This window comes from Burkholderia oklahomensis C6786, assembly GCF_000959365.1.
Lineage (GTDB): Bacteria > Pseudomonadota > Gammaproteobacteria > Burkholderiales > Burkholderiaceae > Burkholderia > Burkholderia oklahomensis.
On record NZ_CP009555.1, the window covers coordinates 391808 to 407984 of the forward strand.

Annotated in this window: 17 protein-coding genes; 10 read left to right on the forward strand and 7 right to left on the reverse strand. The window is 67.2% G+C overall.

The features are described 5' to 3' along the window. The first annotated feature begins 154 nt into the window (after nt 1–154). The 3 genes from BG90_RS01725 (at nt 155) to BG90_RS01735 (ending at nt 2519) form a co-directional block, all read left to right on the forward strand. The gene (locus tag BG90_RS01725; protein ID WP_010102556.1) at nt 155–994 is read left to right on the forward strand and encodes a response regulator transcription factor; all 840 of its coding nucleotides are present in this window, start codon (nt 155–157) and stop codon (nt 992–994) included. Between the two features lie 66 nt (nt 995–1060). Continuing rightward, nucleotides 1061–1735: an energy-coupling factor ABC transporter permease gene (locus tag BG90_RS01730; RefSeq protein ID WP_010102555.1), complete on the forward strand. Its 675-nt coding sequence runs from the start codon at nt 1061–1063 to the stop codon at nt 1733–1735. A 160-nt stretch (nt 1736–1895) separates the two neighbouring features. Further along, nucleotides 1896–2519 carry a BspC domain-containing protein gene (locus BG90_RS01735; protein ID WP_010102554.1) on the forward strand — a complete coding sequence of 208 codons (624 nt, stop codon included), beginning with the start codon at nt 1896–1898 and terminating at the stop codon, nt 2517–2519. A gap of 160 nt (nt 2520–2679) precedes the next feature. Here BG90_RS01735 and BG90_RS01740 read toward each other — a convergent pair whose 3' ends face one another. Then, nucleotides 2680–3834, reverse strand: a complete 1155-nt coding sequence (locus BG90_RS01740; RefSeq protein ID WP_010114613.1) for a M14 family metallopeptidase — start codon at nt 3832–3834, stop codon at nt 2680–2682. Between the two features lie 42 nt (nt 3835–3876). Continuing rightward, nucleotides 3877–4659, reverse strand: a complete 783-nt coding sequence (gene yaaA / locus BG90_RS01745) for a peroxide stress protein YaaA (protein WP_010102551.1) — start codon at nt 4657–4659, stop codon at nt 3877–3879. Between the two features lie 93 nt (nt 4660–4752). On the opposite strand from yaaA, the gene BG90_RS01750 reads away from it, so the two are divergent. Continuing rightward, nucleotides 4753–5406 (forward strand): PIN domain-containing protein, encoded by a 654-nt coding sequence (locus BG90_RS01750; RefSeq protein ID WP_010102550.1) that lies wholly within the window; start codon nt 4753–4755, stop codon nt 5404–5406. Between the two features lie 39 nt (nt 5407–5445). Beyond that, nucleotides 5446–6618 (forward strand): pyridoxal phosphate-dependent aminotransferase, encoded by a 1173-nt coding sequence (locus BG90_RS01755; RefSeq protein WP_010102549.1) that lies wholly within the window; start codon nt 5446–5448, stop codon nt 6616–6618. Nucleotides 6619–6785: 167 nt separating this feature from the next. On the opposite strand, the gene BG90_RS01760 is transcribed toward BG90_RS01755, so the two are convergent. Continuing rightward, nucleotides 6786–7442 (reverse strand): glutathione S-transferase, encoded by a 657-nt coding sequence (locus tag BG90_RS01760; RefSeq protein ID WP_010102548.1) that lies wholly within the window; start codon nt 7440–7442, stop codon nt 6786–6788. A gap of 251 nt (nt 7443–7693) precedes the next feature. On the opposite strand from BG90_RS01760, the gene BG90_RS01765 reads away from it, so the two are divergent. The 5 genes from BG90_RS01765 (at nt 7694) to BG90_RS01785 (ending at nt 12642) form a co-directional block, all read left to right on the forward strand. Next, nucleotides 7694–8485, forward strand: coding sequence for an oxepin-CoA hydrolase, alternative type (locus tag BG90_RS01765; protein ID WP_010102546.1), 792 nt, complete (start codon nt 7694–7696; stop codon nt 8483–8485). Between the two features lie 9 nt (nt 8486–8494). Beyond that, the gene (locus BG90_RS01770; protein ID WP_010102545.1) at nt 8495–9208 is read left to right on the forward strand and encodes a histidine phosphatase family protein; all 714 of its coding nucleotides are present in this window, start codon (nt 8495–8497) and stop codon (nt 9206–9208) included. 27 nt (nt 9209–9235) lie between these two features. Then, a complete protein-coding gene (locus BG90_RS01775; protein WP_010102544.1) occupies nt 9236–10345 on the forward strand; it encodes a phosphotransferase in 1110 nt (369 codons plus the stop codon). 43 nt (nt 10346–10388) lie between these two features. Next, the gene (locus tag BG90_RS01780; protein ID WP_010102543.1) at nt 10389–11624 is read left to right on the forward strand and encodes an acyl-CoA dehydrogenase family protein; all 1236 of its coding nucleotides are present in this window, start codon (nt 10389–10391) and stop codon (nt 11622–11624) included. Nucleotides 11625–11946: 322 nt separating this feature from the next. Further along, complete coding sequence (locus BG90_RS01785; RefSeq protein ID WP_010114609.1) at nt 11947–12642, forward strand: glutathione S-transferase N-terminal domain-containing protein; 696 nt, start codon at nt 11947–11949, stop codon at nt 12640–12642. 155 nt (nt 12643–12797) lie between these two features. Here the strand turns inward: BG90_RS01785 and BG90_RS01790 are convergent, their stop codons facing one another. From BG90_RS01790 to BG90_RS01805, 4 genes are read right to left on the reverse strand one after another with little or no spacing between them, the layout of a single operon-like run. After that, nucleotides 12798–13292, reverse strand: coding sequence for a MaoC family dehydratase (locus BG90_RS01790; protein WP_010102540.1), 495 nt, complete (start codon nt 13290–13292; stop codon nt 12798–12800). Continuing rightward, nucleotides 13289–13747, reverse strand: a complete 459-nt coding sequence (locus BG90_RS01795; protein WP_010102539.1) for a MaoC family dehydratase — start codon at nt 13745–13747, stop codon at nt 13289–13291. Before BG90_RS01795 ends, BG90_RS01790 begins: the two co-directional genes overlap by 4 nt. 39 nt (nt 13748–13786) lie before the next feature. Beyond that, complete coding sequence (locus tag BG90_RS01800; RefSeq protein ID WP_010114607.1) at nt 13787–14920, reverse strand: acyl-CoA dehydrogenase family protein; 1134 nt, start codon at nt 14918–14920, stop codon at nt 13787–13789. Nucleotides 14921–14931: 11 nt separating this feature from the next. Next, nucleotides 14932–16128: an acyl-CoA dehydrogenase family protein gene (locus BG90_RS01805; protein WP_010114605.1), complete on the reverse strand. Its 1197-nt coding sequence runs from the start codon at nt 16126–16128 to the stop codon at nt 14932–14934. Nucleotides 16129–16177: the final 49 nt, after the last annotated feature.

The window sequence follows — 16177 nt, forward strand, 5'->3', positions numbered from 1 at the left end:
CCTCGAGCTCGCGCTCGAGGCGGCCTTCGCACTCTTGCTTGTCTGAATTTTTCTTATGACTTTCAGCCAGGCCGACATTTTGTAATGCCTTTGTCATTATTGAGGAGATGGCACTCGTTGTTTTCTCGATCAATCGGATAAGCGGAGGCATAACATGAGGTTTCTGGTGCTCAACTCCGACGCAGAGCGTCGCGACGGCTTGAAAACCCTGCTGCGTCAAATCGACCGACATGCCGGCTACAACGACGCCAAGGACTGGCGGCAGGCGCAACGGCTCATCAAACAACAGAGCTTCGACTTGATTGCAGTCGACTGGCAGGACATCAAGCGGCTCGGCGATCTACACGCGCTTTGCCGGGCCTGCGCGCCGACGCCCGTCGCCGCGCTGACCGACGACGCGTCGCCGGAGCACGCGCAAGCGCTATTCGACGCCGGCGTGCTCGGCGTCATTCCACGTTCGACGCGCCCTCACCTCATCGTTCGCGCATTGGAAATGGTGCTGCTCGGCGGACACTACATCCCGCCGAGCGCGCTGAACCTCACGGAGCCGGCCGCACGCGCGAGAGACGGCCGCGTAGACGCGATCGTCAGCCAGCTCCCGCGCAGGAAACGCTCGGCGTGCAGCCTGCTCTCGCCGCGCCAGGCGCAGATCATGCGTTTCGTCCACATGGGCAGCACCAACAAGATGATCGCGCGCACGCTCGGCATCAGCGAAGGCACGGTCAAGATTCATCTGGCCAGCATCTTCCAGCAATTGGGTGCGACAAATCGCGCCGCCGCGGTCGCGATCTACAACGGCTGGCTGCCGCCGCATCTCGAAGTGCTGCTGTCCGCGCGCGACAGCTCGCCGAAGCCCGTACACGGCGCAGCCGGCTCCGTGCCGCTGCGCCCGGCGAAGACGCAGCACAGGTACCCGCTCGTCGCCGAGAACGAATCGTCTGCCCAGCCGCTCATCGCGGCCGAACCGGGCGCTCCGTTCAAGGCGAACGAATAGCCGGCAAAACCCGCGTAGAGGGTGAATCCATTCCCATCTTTTGTATTCAACGAGTAATATAAAAACATGGGTTTCCTCTACACGCCGCTTCCGTTCTGGGTCGCCGTCGGTGGCTGGATCGCCGCCGGGGGGCTGCTCGCCTTTGCGTTGTGGAGGCGTCCATTCGGTCGTCTGCAGGATGCGACGCTGCAGCATGTGTGGCTCGCGCTCGTGACCACGATCACGGTGCTATGGGCGTCCAATGCATGGCTCGACGACGGCCTCGTCATGCATCTCCTCGGTGCGACGCTGCTCGTCACGCTGTTCGACTGGACCCTTGCGCTCGTCGCAATGGCGGCCGTGATCGGCGTCGCGGCGGCCGTGTTCGACGCGACCTGGCAAGGCGTCGGGCTCACCTATCTCGTATACGGCGCGCTTCCCGTCGCCATATCGGCGCTGCTGCAGCGCGCCGCGCTCGCGTGGCTGCCGCACAATCTGCCCGCGCTCATCATCGGCCAAGGCTTCGTGTCGCCTGCGATCACGGTGGGCGTCGTCGCGGCCGCGGCGGCCGGCGTGCAGATCGCGCTCGCCGACGGCACGCTCGTCGTCGTCCCGTCCGGCTATGCGCTGAACGCATTGCTGCTCGCGCTCGGCGAAGCGTGGTTCACCGGCATGGCGACCGCGTTGATCGCGGTCTACCGGCCCGCATGGGTCACGACCTCCGACGTGCGCCGCTATCGCCTCGGCGGACCGCGCGCGTGAGTTCGTCCGCTTGACGAAGCGCGCGTAGACGCGCACACACCCGGCCATACGGGCAATCGCTCTACTGCCGCGCCGAAAAATTACGCTAAGATGGAACCCTGCTCTTCATCGGGCATCTCATGTGCCTGGTGTCTCTATCGCGCTTATCTCATACCTCCAGATGGACAGCTTTCCCGCCTCGCATCGCCTGCTCGGCGCGCTCGGCAAGCTGACGGCCTGTGTTGCGGGCCTGTCGCTCACGTTCGCCGCACCCGCGTTCGCCGACTTGCTCGATCAACGCGCCGAACTCATCAACAAATACGTCAATGAAATGCACGCCGATCCGCTCGTCGCGGATTGCGCCGCACACGGCAGCTTCATAGCCAGCACGTCGAGCGCTTTCGATCATGTCGAATTTCCGCCGAACGCGTTCGACAGCGGCAACGCTTCGATCACGCCGTGGAACGACTCGTTCGACGAAGGCAAGCAGCGCGTGAAGGTCGACAACATCGTGACCGTCGAAGGCCTCGGCGTGCGCAGCAGCGGCGGCGACCCGGAGCACCTGAAGTTCCGCTGCGGCTATGTCGGCACGCAAATGCTCGCGTTCAGCTGGAACGATCCGGTGCCGCCCGCGAAGCCGCGCGTCGAGCGCACGACGTCGTCGAAGAAAAAGCTCCGCGCGCACTCGGGCAAGGGCAAGGTCAAGGCAAAGGCGGCAGGCAAGAGCAGCAAGCGATCGGCTGCGACGAAGAAGTCGGGCACGACGAAAAAAGTCGTAAAGAAGCGGTCGTCGCAGAAGTCGTGAAGCGGCCCATCGAACGCCGGTCCGAACGATGACGGCGTCGGGCGACGCGCGTCATGCGCCGCCGTCGGCTCGACGCAAAAAAGCCGGAGCGCGGCAAAGCCGCTCCGGCTTTTTCATTCGCGCTCCATTTCGCGCGCATCCGCTGCGCAGCGGCCATCGCTCAGGCGAAAGTCTGCACGTGCTCGAGAATCGCGCCCAGCATCGCCGCGCCGAGCGACGCACTCCGCGCACCGTTCCAGCCGACATGCTCGTCCGGCAGATTCGCGTTGTCCTTGAACGGCATCTCGAGCGTCAGCGACAGGCAGCCGAACCGGTGGCCGATGTACTTCGACGCGAGCTTCAGCGCATCTTCCTTGTACTTGCCCGGCGGATAGCCGTGCTCGTCCTGGAAATCAGGGCTCGCGCGCTTGAACGCGTCGATAAACGCGCGCTGCTCGACGCGCTGCTGCTCGGTGAAGCCCGGCAGCATCTCCGAGCCGGCCGCGAACACGTACGGCAAATCTTCGTCGCCATGGATGTCGAAGAAGAGATCGCAACCGATCGCGTGAATGGCGTCGCGCACGACGAGCACTTCGGGGCTGCGCTCGGCATCAGGCTCCATCCACTCGCGATTCAGGTTCGCGCCCGCGGCGTTCGTGCGCAGGTTGCCGTGCACGCTGCCGTCCGGATTCATGTTTGAAACGATGTAGAACGTCGCGCGATCGTAGAGCTTGCGCGCGACCGGATCGCCCGACCAGTCGCCCCAGCCGACGAGCCGCTTCACGAGCCCTTCGACGAACCATTCCGCCATCGACTCGCCCGGATGCTGGCGCGCGATGATCCACACTTTCTTCTTCGCGACGCCCGCTTCTTCGGGCGTGCCGAGCACGACGAGCGACATCGGCCGCCCTTCGACCGTGCGGCCCAGCTCGACGACGTTCGCATGCGGCATCTGCTGGACCGCGCCGAGGAACTCCGAATGACGCTCTTCGCCGTACGGCTCGAAATACGCGTAGTAGATGCTGTCGAAATCGGGCGTATGGTCGATCGTCAGCACCTGGCCGTCATACGACGTCGGCACGCGGAACCAGTTGACCCGGTCGTAGCTCGCGACTGCACGATAGTTGCGCCAGCCGGCCGGATACGCGCAGTCGCTCGCATTCTCGAACGTCATCACGCAACGCTCGCCGCGCGCGCCCGTCAGGCGGAAGTGGAACCATTGAGCGAACTCCGAACGATTGTCGCCGCGCACGCGCAGCCGGATCGCATCCGCGCGCTCGCACGACAGGACGTCGATCGCGCCTGCGTCGAAATTGCTCGTGATCGAGAGAGTCATTGCATCTCCTGGTAGCGGCGGCCGCGCCGGGCCGCCCGGAATTCAAGCGCCGACACGCCGGCGAAACACGTAGGTGTCGTCGTTCGACGCGGCTTCGTCGAACGCGTAGCCTTCCGATGCGAAGTCCTTCAGCGCGTCGGGCGACGCGATCCGCCCCTCGACGACGTACCGCGCCATCAGGCCGCGCGCACGCTTCGCGTGGAAGCTGATGATCTTGTAACGGCCGTCCTTCCAGTCCTCGAACACCGGCGTGACGACGCGCGCGTCGAGCAGCTTCGGCTTCACCGACTTGAAGTACTCGGCCGACGCGCAATTGACGAGCACGCGCGATGCGCCGTCGCGCGTCTTCAGCTCGACGTTCAGCGCCTGCGTGATCCGCTCGCCCCAGAACGCGTACAGATCCTTGCCGCGCCGGTTCGCGAAGCGGGTGCCCATTTCGAGCCGGTACGGCTGCAGCAGATCGAGCGGCCGCAGCAGCCCGTAGAGCCCCGACAGCACGCGGACGTGCCGCTGCGCATAGTCGAGATCGTCGGCCGACAGCGAGCGCGCGTCGAAGCCTTCGTAGACGTCGCCGTTGAACGCCAGCACCGCCTGCTTGGCGTTCGCGGGCGTCGACGTGCCCGACCAGTCCGCATAACGCTGGAAGTTCAGGCGCGCGAGCGGATCGGAAATGCTCATCAGCGTCCCGATCTGCTGCGGCGACAGCCGGCGCAGCTCGCCGATCAGTTCGGCCGCGTCGTTGGCGAACTGAGGCAGCGTATGGGTGGCAACGTGGGGCGGGGTTTCGTAGTCGAGCGATTTCGCCGGGGAGAGAACGATTATCATAGAGGCTCGCCGGCACGCCGTGCCGTGCAGTCAGACGAAAACCACCGATTGTAACGAATGCCAAGCCCCGACGCTCCGCGCGCCGGTCGCCGCGTGGTGCTCGATTCGAACGTCTGGATCGACATCCTCGTGTTCGACGACCCCGCCGCCCGCCCGATCCGCGATGCCCTAGAAACGGGCGCCATCACGGCGCTCATCGACGTTCGCTGCCTCGTCGAGCTCGAGCGCGTGCTCGACTACCCTCAGTTTAAGGCACGCTCGGTCGACAAGGCCGCTGCGCTCGCAACGGTCGCGCGCCTGTCGGAGCGCGTCGCAGGGCCCGATCGCGGCGAGCCGCGGGAGTCCGCCGCGACGACGGGCGCCGGCGTGGACCGCTCGCTTGCGATCGCATCATCGGCGGGCGCTTCGAATAGCCCGAATCCCTTGAACGCTTCGGACCTTCCGGATGCGACAGACGCGGCAGACGCGCAAGCGGACCGCACGGATTCGCCGTCGCCAGCCGACGCGGCCGCGCCCTCGCCCGCCGCAGACGCGCCGCCGCCGCGCCCGTTGCCGAAGTGCAAGGACCGCGACGATCAGAAATTTCTCGAGCTCGCCTATGCGGCACGCGCCGACTGGCTCGTGTCGAAGGACCGCGCGCTCCTGAAGCTCGCGCGCCGGACCGAGCGCGACTTCGGCTTCAGGATCGCGCAGCCCGCGCCGTTCGCCGCCAGCGCGCTCGCGGCCGACGCCTCCGAGCCGGCGTAAGCGACGCGCTTCGCCTCAACCCTTTTCGCACAAGCCACGATGGACGCACCGCACGACATGCCCACGACGCCCACCCTCCTCTCCCGCCTGCCCGACGTCGGCACGACGATCTTCACGGTCATGAGCGCGCTCGCCGCGGAAAAAGGCGCGGTCAACCTCGGCCAGGGCTTTCCCGATTTCGATTGCGATCCGCGCATCGTCGACGCGGTCGCGCGCGCGATGCGCGACGGCCACAACCAGTATCCGCCGATGACGGGCGTCGCGCCGCTGCGCGAGGCGATCGCGGAGAAGATCGAGCGGCTCTACGGCCGCCGCTACGACGCCGCGACCGAGATCACCGTGACGGCAGGCGCGACGCAGGCGCTCCTGACCGCGATCCTGTGCGCCGTGCATCCCGGCGACGAGGTGATCGTGATCGAGCCGACTTACGACAGCTATCTGCCGTCGATCGCGCTCGCGGGCGCGACGCCCGTGTTCGTCACGCTCGACGCGCCCGACTACGCGATTCCGTTCGACAAGCTCGCCGCGGCGATCACGCCGAGGACGCGCGCGATCCTGATCAACACGCCGCACAATCCGACGGGCACCGTATGGCGGGAGGCGGACATGCGCGCGCTCGAAGACATCGTGCGCGGCACCAATCTGCTGATCGTGTCCGACGAAGTCTACGAGCACATGGTCTACGACGGCGCGCGGCACGAGAGCGTCGCGCGCTATCCGGAACTCGCGGCGCGCAGCATCGTCGTGTCGAGCTTCGGCAAGACCTTTCACGTGACGGGCTGGAAGGTCGGCTACGTCGCCGCGCCCACCGCGCTGATGGCCGAGTTCCGCAAGGTCCACCAGTTCAACGTGTTCACGGTCAATACGCCGATGCAGTTCGGCCTCGCCGATTACCTGCGCGATCCCGAGCCATATCTGACGCTGCCCGCGTTCTATCAGAAGAAGCGCGACTTCTTCCGCGCCGGGCTCGCGAACACGCGCTTCAAACTGCTGCCGTGCGCGGGCACGTACTTCCAGTGCGTCGATTATTCGGCAATCAGCGATCTGCCCGAAGCGGAATTCGCGCAGTGGCTGACGACCGAGGTCGGCGTCGCGGCGATTCCTGTATCGGCGTTCTATCACGAGTCGCACGAATCGGGCGTCGTGCGTTTCTGCTTCGCGAAGCGCGAAGAGACGCTCGCCACCGCGCTCGAGCGGCTCGCGCGTTTGTAAATCCGGCGTATGAGCGGGCCCCGCACGGGCCGCCGCGACCGCCCGTCGCCGTTGCGCGGTCAGGCGGTCCGTCGCGCCGCCGGCATGGCGGCAAACGCGCGCGCGATGCGCGAGACGGCCAATCGGCCTTCGCGCACCGCGCGTGCGTCACATGGGGCGGGGTCGCCTCAACTCGGCTTCGCAAGCCCCGCGATGAACGCCTTGCGCTCTTCGCTCACGCGCCGCGCCGCCGGCCGCTCCTCCTCGATGCGCTTCACGTACGACTTCCAGTCGATTCCGGCATCGGCGAGGAAATCGCGGCCGTAAACCGCTTTCGTCGCAAGCGCGACGACCGGCAAATGGATGAACGCAGCGACGTCGGCGATGCCGAACGTGTCGCCGAGCACGTAAGGCGAGAATTTCGCGAGCCGCTTGAAGCCGTCGAGCGCGCGCGGCATGCGCTTCTCGACGTGCGCCTTCGTGCCGTCGCTGACCTTGCCGCCGAAGAACGCCTCCGGAAACAGCTCGCGCACGTTCCATTCGAGATACAGCTCGAGCACCGTCGTGATCTCGCGTGCCTTCGCCGCCGCGAACGGATCGGCCGGGAAGAGGCGCTTGCCGGGATGGGTCGCGGCGAGATATTCGACGATCGCCTGCGATTCGCTGATCGCGCCGTGCTCGGTCAGCAGATACGGCACCTTGCCGAGCGGCGTGTCGGCGAACAGTGAGGGATCGTCGATCGGCAGCTTGACGAGCGTTTCCTCGAACGGAATGTCGTGCTCGAGCAGTACGAACTTGACCTTGTTGTAATAGTTGGACAGCGGTAAGCCACAGAGCCGAAGCATCGAAGTCTCCTTCGTCATGGGAAAAGGGCCGCGCGCGATGTGTCCCGCACGTCGGTCGGCGTGACGCCGAAAAGCACGTTCATGCTAGTCTAAAGCAACTTCGAAGCGCGTCGCGGCGTTCGCGCCGCGGCACGTTTCGAGCACCGCCTCAAAAATGCCGGCCAAGCCGGCCGGGACGGCGCCCGCGCCGCGCGACGCATGCACGCGGCGCGCCGTTCCCGACGCCTATCGCATTCAAGGAGACTCACCGCATGAGCGCAGAACTGCTCGCGTCGCGCCCGCCCGAAAGCGAATCGACGCTCGTCCTCACGCTGTCCAACCCCGGCGCGCGCAACGCGCTGCATCCCGACATGTACGCCGCCGGCCTCGAAGCGCTCAACACGGCCGAGCGCGATCCGTCGATCCGCGCGGTCGTGCTGACGGGCGCGGACCGCTTCTTCTGCGCGGGCGGCAACCTGAACCGGCTGCTCGACAATCGCGCAAAGGAGCCCGCCGTGCAGGCGGCGAGCATCGATCAGCTCGGCGAATGGGTCACCGCGATCAACACCGTGACGAAGCCCGTGATCGCCGCGGTCGAGGGCGCGGCCGCGGGCGCGGGCTTCTCGCTCGCGCTCGCGTGCGACCTCCTCGTCGCCGCCGACGATGCGAAGTTCGTGATGTCGTACGCGCGCGTCGCGCTCACGCCCGACGGCGGCGGCTCGTGGTTCCTCGCGCGTGCGCTGCCCCGCGCGCTCGCGGCCGAGATCCTGTTCGAAGGCAAGCCGGCCGCCGCATCGCGGCTGCATGAACTCGGCGTCGTAAACCGCCTGACGAAGCCGGGCGCCGCACGCGACGAGGCGATCGCGTGGGCCGACGAGCTCGGCAAGATGTCGCCGAACGCGCTCGCGCGGATCAAGTCGCTGATCGCCGACGCGCAGACGCAGCCGCTCGCCGCACACCTCGTCGCCGAACGCGATCACTTCGTCGAGTCGCTGCACCACGCGGACGCGCTCGAAGGGATCACCGCGTTCCTCGACAAACGCCCTCCCGTCTACAAACGCTAAAGCCCGCCCATGTCCTATCAATTGCCGAAACGCCGCCGCATTTATCTGATGCGGCATGGCGACGTCACCTACTTCGACGCGAGCGGCCGTCCGTTCGACCAGGACGCCGTGCCGCTCAACGAGCGCGGCCGGATGCAGGCGAGCGCCGCGGGGCGCGCGTTCGCCGAGCAGAACGTGCGTTTCGACCGCGTGATCACGAGCGGCCTGCCGCGCACGATCGAAACCGCGCGGCGCGTGCTCGCGGAGATCGATCAACCGCTCGACATCGACATCGAGCCCGCGTGGCGCGAGATTCGCGGCGGCTTCCTCGCCGACATCCCGCCCGAAGAGCAGGAAGCCGCGTTCCTGCGCGTGCTCGACGGCATCGTCGCCGAGCACACGCGCTTTCTCGGCGGCGAGACGATCGGCGAGCTGATCGACCGCGTGTTGCCGCCGCTCGCCGCGCTGCGCGCGGATCCGTCGTGGGACACGGTGCTGCTCGTGCTGCACGGCGGCGTGAATTGCGCGCTCCTGTCGCACGCGACGGTGCCCGGACATCGGCTCTTCATCGGCACGCTGTCGCAGTCGGCGGGCTGCATCAACGCGCTCGACGTCGGCGAGCGCGACGACGACTGGGTCGTGCGGCTCGTCAACTACTCGCCGCCCGAAGCGCTGCACCGCGACATCCGCAACACGACGATGGAAGTGCTGTATCACCAGTTTTTGCAAAGCACGCGCGAGTAGGCGCGTCGCACGGATCTGGAGGAGACGATGGCAGCCGAGAACGATCCGAAGTCCAAGCCGACCGATTACGCCGCATTTGAAGGCACGCGCCCCGTCGGCGATGCGCAGCGCTTCGACGTGGACGCGCTGAGCGCGTGGCTCGCCGAGCGCGTCGACGGTTTCGCCGGCCCGCTTTCCGTCGAGCAGTTCAAGGGCGGCCAGTCGAATCCGACGTTCAAGCTCGTGACGCCCGCGCGCAGCTACGTGCTGCGCGCGAAGCCCGCGCCCGCGGCGAAGCTGCTGCCGTCCGCGCACGCGATCGAGCGCGAGTATCGGGTGATGGCCGCGCTCGCGGACACCGGCGTGCCCGTCGCGCCGATGCTCGCGCTCTGCGACGACGAAAGCGTGATCGGCCGCGCGTTCTACGTGATGGCGTTCGTCGACGGCCGCGTGCTGTGGGATCCGTCGCTGCCCGGCATGACGCCCGCGGAGCGCGGCCGCCATTACGACGAGATGAACCGCGTGATCGCCGCGCTGCACTCGATCGATCCGCGGACGGTCGGGCTCGCCGATTACGGCAAGTCGGGCAACTATCTCGCGCGTCAGATCGCGCGCTGGAGCAAGCAGTATCTGGCTTCGGAGACCGAGCCGATCGACGCGATGCACCGGCTGATCGACTGGCTGCCGCGACATCTGCCGCCCGAGGCCGAAGACGACGCGCGCGTGTCGATCGTGCACGGCGACTATCGGCTCGACAACCTGATCTTCGATCCGCACGCGCCGCGCGTGCTCGCGGTGCTCGACTGGGAGCTGTCGACGCTCGGCGACCCGCTCGCCGATTTCGCGTATCACTGCATGGCGTGGCACGTTACGCCCGAGCGCTTTCGCGGCGTCGCCGGGCTCGATCTGCCGGCGCTCGGGATTCCCGACGAAGCGCATTACGTCGCGCGCTACTGCGAGCGCACCGGCCTGACGATCCCCGGCAACTGGAACTTCTATCTCGCATACAACATGTTCCGGATCGCGGCGATCCTGCAGGGCATCATGAAGCGCGTCGTCGACGGCACCGCGTCGAGCGCCCAGGCGCTCGACGCCGGCCAGCGCGCGCGGCCGATGGCCGAGCTCGCGTGGCGCTACGCACGGCGGCGCGCAGGCTAGCGGCCCCACTCTTTCACCGAACCGACCGACAGGCGAGGCAGCCATGCATTTCGATTACACCCCGAAAGTCGAAGCGTTGCGCGCGCGGCTCAACGCGTTCTTCGACGAGCACATCTATCCGAACGAGCGCGCGTTCTACGAAGAAATCGCGCGCAACCGGCGCGCCGGCGACGCATGGCAGCCGGTCGAGCTGATCGAGACGCTAAAGGTGAAGGCGCGCGCCGCGGGCCTGTGGAACCTGTTCCTGCCCGATTCGACGCGCGGCGCCGGCCTCACGAATCTCGAATACGCGCCGCTTTGCGAAATCATGGGTCGCGTGCCGTGGGCGCCCGAGGTCTTCAACTGCAACGCGCCCGACACCGGCAACATGGAAACGCTCGAGCGCTACGGCGCCGATGCGCACAAGGCGACGTGGCTCGAACCGCTGCTCGACGGCACGATCCGCTCGGCGTTCCTGATGACGGAGCCCGAGGTCGCGTCGTCGGACGCGACGAACATCCGGACCCGCATCGAGCGCGATGGCGGCGACTACGTGATCAACGGCCACAAGTGGTGGTCGTCCGGCGCCGGCGATCCGCGCTGCAAACTCTACATCGTGATGGGCAAGACGGATCCCGACGCGCCCCGCCACGCGCAGCAATCGATGATCCTCGTGCCGTCCGATGCGCCCGGCGTCACCGTGCGCCGGCCGCTCAACGTGTTCGGCTACGACGACGCGCCGCACGGCCACATGGAGATCACGCTCGAGAACGTGCGCGTGCCCGCGTCGAACCTGCTGCTCGGCGAAGGACGCGGCTTCGAGATCGCACAGGGGCGGCTCGGGCCGGGCCGCATCCATCACTGCATGCGGCTCGTCGGGCTCGCGGAGCGCGCGCTCGAACTGATGTGCCGGCGCGCGTCCGAGCGCATCGCGTTCGGCAAGCCGATCGCCGCGCAGACGGTCACGCAGGAGCGGATCGCCGAAGCGCGCTGCATGATCGAGCAGGCGCGGCTTCTCACGCTGAAGACCGCGTACATGATGGATACCGTCGGCAACAAGGGCGCGCGCGGCGAGATCGCGATGATCAAGGTGGTCGCGCCGAACATGGCGTGCGAGGTGATCGACTGGGCGATCCAGGCGCACGGCGGCGGCGGCGTCAGCGACGATTTCCCGCTCGCGTACGCGTATGCGAGCGCGCGGACGCTGCGCTTCGCGGACGGCCCCGACGAAGTGCATCGCAACGCGATCGCGAAGCTCGAACTCGCACGCCATGCGAGCGCGCCGGCACGAGGAAGCTGACGCGGCGGCGATCGGCGGCAGGCGTCGGCCGCGCGCGCCGACGCGATCGCCGTCTTGCGCGCGGCGGTGCGGGTGGCAGGCGTTTCGAGTTCGCTCCGGCGAACCGGCGAACCGACGAACCAACAAACCGGCAAATCGCCGGGTCGCCGAACCGAGGCCGCGCGGCGCGCATCGAAACGAAACGCGGCGGCGCGCCACGCGCGGGCGTCGTTTCCTCCGCCGGCGCGGCCGTCTGCAGCGCCGACGGATCTATGCTCTAATTTCCCGCGTGCCGCGGCGCCGTGACGGCGCCGCATCGACGAACCGTCACAAAGGAACGACGATGATCGACGTCTACAGCTGGGCAACCCCGAACGGCCACAAAGTCCATATCCTGCTCGAGGAGACCGGCCTCGAGTATCGCGTGCATCCGATCGATATCGGTGCGGGCGACCAGTTCAAGCCGGAATTCCTGAAGATCAGCCCGAACAACAAGATCCCGGCGATCGTCGATCACGACGGTCCCGACGGCAAGCCGATCTCGCTGTTTGAATCGGGCGCGATCTTGATCTATCTCGCCGAGAAGACCGGCAAGTTCCTGCCGTCCGCGCCCGTCGCGCGCTACGCAACGCTGGAATGGCTGATGTTCCAGATGGGCGGCGTCGGCCCGATGCTCGGACAGGCGCACCACTTCCGCCTCTATGCGCCCCAGCAGATCGAGTACGCGATCAACCGCTACACGAACGAGGCGAAGCGGCTGTACGGCGTGATGGACAAGCGCCTCGCCGAATCCGCGTACCTCGCGAGCGACGGCTACACGATCGCCGACATCGCGACGTTCCCGTGGACCCGCTCATGGAAGAACCAGGGCATCGAGCTCGACGAATTCCCGAACGTGAAGCGCTGGCATGAAGCGATCGCCGCGCGTCCGGCGGTGCAGCGCGGCGTCGAGGTGCTGGCGTCGCTGCGCAAGCCGTTGCAGGACGACGATCGCGCACGCGAGATGCTGTTCGGCGCGACGCAGTACTCGCGCCACTGACGCGCGGCCGGCCGCGCGGCGACGGTCGCGGGTCACGTCGATCGAAAAGAAAAAGGGACGCGGTTCGACTCGCGTCCCTTTTCATTCCTGCCGCCTTCGCCACGCGATGCGCCGCCGCGACCGCGCTGCAAAGCCGCGAAACGCCGCGCGAGCGCTCAGAAGAAATGCAGCGTGACGAACTCCGCCGCGCATGCGTGCGCCTGCTTTTCGGGATGCTCGATCTCGACCGACACCGACCACGTCGCGCGCATGCCGCCCTGCGCGCCTTCGCTCACGTCCTTCACCGCGAAGCGCGCCCGCACGCGCGCGCCGACCGGCACCGGCCGCAGGAAGCGCACGCGATTGAGCCCGTAGTTCACGCTCATCCGCTCCTCGAAGCGGACCGCGTCGACCATCAGCGCGGGAATCAGCGACAGCGTCAGAAAGCCGTGCGCGATCGGCCCGCCGAATGGCGATTCGCGTCGCGCGCGCTCGGGATCGACGTGAATCCATTGCCGATCGTCGGTCGCTTCCGCGAAACGGTCGACGCGCGGCTGATCGACGGTAATCCAGCCGCTCACGAACGGCTCCCCGCCGACGAGCTCGCGCAGCGCCTGCGCCGACGCGATCGTCGGCAGCGCCGCTTGCCTGTCGTCCGTCGTGTCCGTCATGCGCGCTCCTTCGGCTCCCGCAGCCCGAACATCACCTTCGAGCGCACGGTGATGACCGTCTCGCCCTGCTCGTTGACGCCTTCCCATTCGGTCGTCACGATCCCGCGATCGGGCCGGCTCGCGGACAGCCGCTTGTCGAGGACCTTGTTGTACATCGTGATCGTGTCGCCCGAGCGCACCGGCTTGATCCAGCGGATCTCGTCGATGCCGGGCGAGCCCAGGCTCGTCGAGCCTTGCAGCACGTTGCGCACGAGCATGCCCATGAACACCGAGCACGTATGCCAGCCGCTCGCGACGAGCCCGCCGAACATCGACGACTTCGCCGCTTCCTCGTCGACGTGAAAAGGCTGCGGGTCGTACGCCTGCGCGAACGTGACGATTTCATCGGACGTGAATCGATGCTTGCCGACTTCGGTTTTACCGCCGACTTCCAGGTCTTCGTAACTGATACCCATCGAGCTTCTCCGTGAAATGAGACGGGCGGGCGCGCCCGCTCAGGCATCCTGCAATGCCGCGAAATCCGGCAGCGACGCAAAGCGTGCGAGATGATGATCGACGTCGCCGAGCGTCGTTTCGATGATCGACAGACGCTTGAACAGATGCGCGGCCGCGACCTCGTCGGTGACGCCCATCCCGCCGTGCAGCTGCACCGCCTGCTGGCCGACGAAGCGCGCCGCCTGGCCGATGCGGACCTTCGCCGCCGACACCGCCTTGCGACGCGCGTCGGCATCGTCGCTCGCATAGCGCACCGCGGCGAGATACGCGAGCGAGCGCGCCTGCTCGACATGGATCAGCATGTCGACCATCCGGTGCTGCAGCGCCTGGAAGCGCGCGATCGGCACGCCGAACTGCTGGCGCGTCTTCGTATAGTCGAGCGTTGCGCGATTGAGCGCGTCGAGCGCGCCGAGCGCCTCCGCGCACAGCAGCACGATCCCGTAGTCGGCGATCTTCTCGAGCGCGGACGCGTCGCGCTCGCCGCCGGCAAGCGCGCGCGCCGGCGTGCTCGACAGGCGGATCGTCGCCGCGCGCTGGCCGTCGATCGTCCGATAGTCGACGACATCCGCGCCCGTCGCACCGCGCGCCACCACGAACAGGCCGAGCGCGCCGTTCGGCAGCCGTGCGGGCGCGATCAGGGCATCCGCCTGCGCGCCGTGCTGGATGACCGACTTGACGCCGTTCAGCACGAAAGCATCGCCATGAGGCCGCGCGGTCGTCTCGATCGCGAACAGGTCGTAGCGCGCGTGCGGCTCGTGGAACGCGACCGCGAGCTTCGCGTCGCCCTGCGCCACGCGTTCGAGGAGCGCGGCGTCTTCGCCGCTGCCCGAGCCCGCGACGCGCACCGCCTCGATCCCGACCGCGGTCGCCCAATAGGGCTCGACGACGAGCGCGCGCCCGAGCTCCTGCATCGCGACGAGCATGTCGACGGCGCCGCCGCCGAAACCGCCGTGCGCTTCCGGCACGGGCAGCGCGGTGAGGCCGAGCCCGGCGAACGCGCGCCACTGGTCGGCCGACACGCCGGCATCCGAATGGACGATCGCGCGCCGCGCGTCGAAGCCGTAGCGCTCGTCGAGATAGCGGCGCAGCGCGTCGGCGAATTGCTGTTGTTCTTCGCTGAAGGTGAAGTTCATGGCGCCGCTCCTCACAGTCCGAGAATCATCTGCGCGATGATGTTCTTCTGGATTTCGTTCGAACCGCCGTAGATCGAAGTCTTGCGGTAGTTGAAGTAATACGCGGCAAGCGGCGCCGCGTCGTCGTCGCCCGCGACGCTGTGCTCGCGCTCGCCTTCGAGGAACGGTGCGTCGAACGGCGCGGCGAGCGGCCCGATCGCGTCGACCATCAGCTCGGTCAGCGCCTGCTGGATCTCGGAGCCCTTGATCTTCAACATCGACGCCTCCGGCCCCGGCCCGCGCCCGCTCGCCTCGCTGCTGACGACGCGCAGCACCGTGACTTCGAGCGCCATCAGCTCGATCTCGAGCGCGGCGATCTTCGCGGCGAAAACGGGATCGGCGATGAGCGGCTTGCCGTTCTTGCGCTCGCGCGACGCAATGCGCTTCAGGAAATCGAGTTCGCGCTTCGACGCGCCGACGCGCGCGATGCCGGTGCGCTCGTGTCCGAGCAGATACTTCGCGTAGGTCCAGCCATGGTTTTCTTCGCCGACGAGATTCCCGACGGGCACCTTCACGTCCTCGAAGAACACTTCGTTGACTTCGTGGTCCTCGTCGAGCGTGGTGATCGGGCGCACGGTGATGCCCGGCGACTTCATGTCGATCAGCAGGAACGAGATCCCTTCCTGCTTCTTCGCCGCGGGATCGGTGCGCACGAGGCAGAACATCAAGTCCGCGTACTGGCCGAGCGTCGTCCAGGTCTTCTGGCCATTGACGACGTAATGATCGCCGTGCCGCTCGGCGCGCGTGCGCAGCGACGCGAGATCGGAGCCCGAGCCGGGCTCCGAATAGCCCTGGCACCACCAGTCGGTGCCGTCGAGAATCCGCGGCAAATAATGGCGCTTCTGCGCTTCGCTGCCGTACTTCATCAGTACCGGCGCAACCATCGATACGCCGAACGGCAGCACGGGCGGCGCGCCGATCCGCGCGCACTCCTCTTCCCAGATGTGGCGCTGCGTCGCGTTCCAGCCGGGCCCGCCGTATTCGACGGGCCACGCGGGCGCGGACCAGCCTCGCGTGCCGAGCAGCCGATGCCAGCTCGCGAAGTCGTCGCGATTCAGACGTTTGTGATCGAGAACCTTGGCGCGCAGCGTGCGAGGCAGATTCGCCTCGAGCCATGCGCGAACTTCGGCGCGGAACGCGTCGTCGGCGGGGGAATAATCGAGATCCATGCGCAGTGTCTCCTCTGACCGCGCCGGCGGCCGCCGACGGCCGCGCAGC